Origin of the sequence: Providencia heimbachae ATCC 35613, from assembly GCF_001655055.1 — a bacterium.
Lineage (GTDB): Bacteria > Pseudomonadota > Gammaproteobacteria > Enterobacterales > Enterobacteriaceae > Providencia > Providencia heimbachae.
In genome coordinates, this window is the sequence record NZ_LXEW01000055.1 from 1 (window position 1) to 3,198 (window position 3,198).

At 51.6% G+C, this 3,198-nt stretch carries 2 rRNA genes; both read left to right on the plus strand.

The features are described 5' to 3' along the window. Positions 1–17 precede the first annotated feature (17 nt). Positions 18–2,926: ribosomal RNA gene (locus M998_RS19040) — 23S ribosomal RNA — on the plus strand. Positions 2,927–3,079: 153 nt separating this feature from the next. Continuing rightward, positions 3,080–3,195 (plus strand): 5S ribosomal RNA (gene rrf / locus M998_RS19045). Positions 3,196–3,198 lie beyond the last annotated feature (3 nt).

Below are 3,198 nucleotides of genomic sequence, written 5' to 3' on the forward strand. Positions count from 1 at the left end.
ACACCTTCGGGTTGTGAGGTTAAGCGACTAAGCGTACACGGTGGATGCCTAGGCAATCAGAGGCGATGAAGGACGTGCTAATCTGCGAAAAGCGTCGGTAAGGTGATATGAACCGTTATAACCGACGATATCCGAATGGGGAAACCCAGTGCAATTCGTTGCACTATCGTTTGATGAATACATAGTCAAACGAAGCGAACCGAGGGAACTGAAACATCTCAGTACCTCGAGGAAAAGAAATCAACCGAGATTCCCCTAGTAGCGGCGAGCGAACGGGGAACAGCCCAGAGTCTTAATCAGCATTAGTGTCAGGAAAACGGTCTGGAAAGTCCGGCAATAAAGGGTGATAGCCCCGTATCCGAAGATGCTAGTGTTGTGAACTCGACGAGTAGGGCGGGACACGTGTTATCCTGTCTGAATATGGGGGGACCATCCTCCAAGGCTAAATACTCCTGATTGACCGATAGTGAACCAGTACCGTGAGGGAAAGGCGAAAAGAACCCCGGCGAGGGGAGTGAAATAGAACCTGAAACCGTGTACGTACAAGCAGTGGGAGCCTTAATTTATTAGGGTGACTGCGTACCTTTTGTATAATGGGTCAGCGACTTATATTCTGTAGCAAGGTTAACCGTATAGGGGAGCCGTAGGGAAACCGAGTCTTAACTGGGCGAATGAGTTGCAGGGTATAGACCCGAAACCCGGTGATCTAGCCATGGGCAGGTTGAAGGTTGGGTAACACTAACTGGAGGACCGAACCGACTAATGTTGAAAAATTAGCGGATGACTTGTGGCTGGGGGTGAAAGGCCAATCAAACCGGGAGATAGCTGGTTCTCCCCGAAAGCTATTTAGGTAGCGCCTCGTGAACTCATCTTCGGGGGTAGAGCACTGTTTCGACTAGGGGGTCATCCCGACTTACCAACTCGATGCAAACTACGAATACCGAAGAATGTTATCACGGGAGACACACGGCGGGTGCTAACGTTCGTCGTGAAGAGGGAAACAACCCAGACCGCCAGCTAAGGTCCCAAAGTCATAGTTAAGTGGGAAACGAAGTGGGAAGGCTCAGACAGCCAGGATGTTGGCTTAGAAGCAGCCATCATTTAAAGAAAGCGTAATAGCTCACTGGTCGAGTCGGCCTGCGCGGAAGATGTAACGGGGCTAAACTATGCACCGAAGCTGCGGCAGCGATATTAAAATATTGTTGGGTAGGGGAGCGTTCTGTAAGCCTGCGAAGGTGTGCTGTGAGGCATGCTGGAGGTATCAGAAGTGCGAATGCTGACATAAGTAACGATAATGCGGGTGAAAAACCCGCACGCCGGAAGACCAAGGGTTCCTGTCCAACGTTAATCGGGGCAGGGTGAGTCGACCCCTAAGGCGAGGCTGAAAAGCGTAGTCGATGGGCAACGGGTTAATATTCCCGTACTGGTGATAATTGCGATGGGGGGACGGAGAAGGCTAGGCTAGCCGGGCGACGGTTGTCCCGGTTTAAGAATGTAGGCAGGTGAATTAGGCAAATCCGGTTCACTATATGCTGAGGTTCGATGACGAGTCACTACGGTGATGAAGTAGCTCATGCCCTGCTTCCAGGAAAAGCCTCTAAGCTCTAGATTATCATTAATCGTACCCCAAACCGACACAGGTGGTCAGGTAGAGAATACTCAGGCGCTTGAGAGAACTCGGGTGAAGGAACTAGGCAAAATGGTGCCGTAACTTCGGGAGAAGGCACGCTGGCGTTAGGTGAAGTCCCTTGCGGATGGAGCTGAAGCCAGTCGCAGATACCAGCTGGCTGCAACTGTTTATTAAAAACACAGCACTGTGCAAACACGAAAGTGGACGTATACGGTGTGACGCCTGCCCGGTGCTGGAAGGTTAATTGATGGGGTTATCCGTAAGGAGAAGCTCTTGATCGAAGCCCCAGTAAACGGCGGCCGTAACTATAACGGTCCTAAGGTAGCGAAATTCCTTGTCGGGTAAGTTCCGACCTGCACGAATGGCGTAATGATGGCCAGGCTGTCTCCACCCGAGACTCAGTGAAATTGAACTCGCTGTGAAGATGCAGTGTACCCGCGGCAAGACGGAAAGACCCCGTGAACCTTTACTATAGCTTGACACTGAACTTTGAGCCTTGATGTGTAGGATAGGTGGGAGGCTTTGAAGCGTGGACGCTAGTCTGCGTGGAGCCAACCTTGAAATACCACCCTTTAATGTTTGATGTTCTAACGTTGCCCCATTATCTGGGGTGCGGACAGTGTCTGGTGGGTAGTTTGACTGGGGCGGTCTCCTCCCAAAGAGTAACGGAGGAGCACGAAGGTTGGCTAAGCATGGTCGGACATCATGCGGTTAGTGCAAAGGCATAAGCCAGCTTGACTGCGAGAGTGACAGCTCGAGCAGGTACGAAAGTAGGTCTTAGTGATCCGGTGGTTCTGAATGGAAGGGCCATCGCTCAACGGATAAAAGGTACTCCGGGGATAACAGGCTGATACCGCCCAAGAGTTCATATCGACGGCGGTGTTTGGCACCTCGATGTCGGCTCATCACATCCTGGGGCTGAAGTAGGTCCCAAGGGTACGGCTGTTCGCCGTTTAAAGTGGTACGCGAGCTGGGTTTAGAACGTCGTGAGACAGTTCGGTCCCTATCTGCCGTGGGCGTTGGAAGATTGAAAGGGGCTGCTCCTAGTACGAGAGGACCGGAGTGGACGCACCACTGGTGTTCGGGTTGTCATGCCAATGGCATTGCCCGGTAGCTAAGTGCGGAAGAGATAACCGCTGAAAGCATCTAAGCGGGAAACTTGCCTTGAGATGAGTCTTCCCTGACTCTTTAAGGGTCCTAAAGGAACGTTTAAGACTAAGACGTTGATAGGCTGGGTGTGTAAGCATAGCGATATGTTGAGCTAACCAGTACTAATGAACCGTGAGGCTTAACCTGACAACACCGAAGGTGTTTTAGAGAGACGAAGTTGGATTCGAGACAGTGAGAAGCCGAAAGGTGAAGGACACACAGCTTGTTTAAGATTGATATTCTGGTTTAACCGACACAGCGCAAGCGGGTGAGGGGTTAAACGGGAATGAACCGAATTTGTCTGGCGGCAATAGCGCGGTGGTCCCACCTGACCCCATGCCGAACTCAGAAGTGAAACGCCGTAGCGCCGATGGTAGTGTGGGGTCTCCCCATGTGAGAGTAGGGAACTGCCAGACATT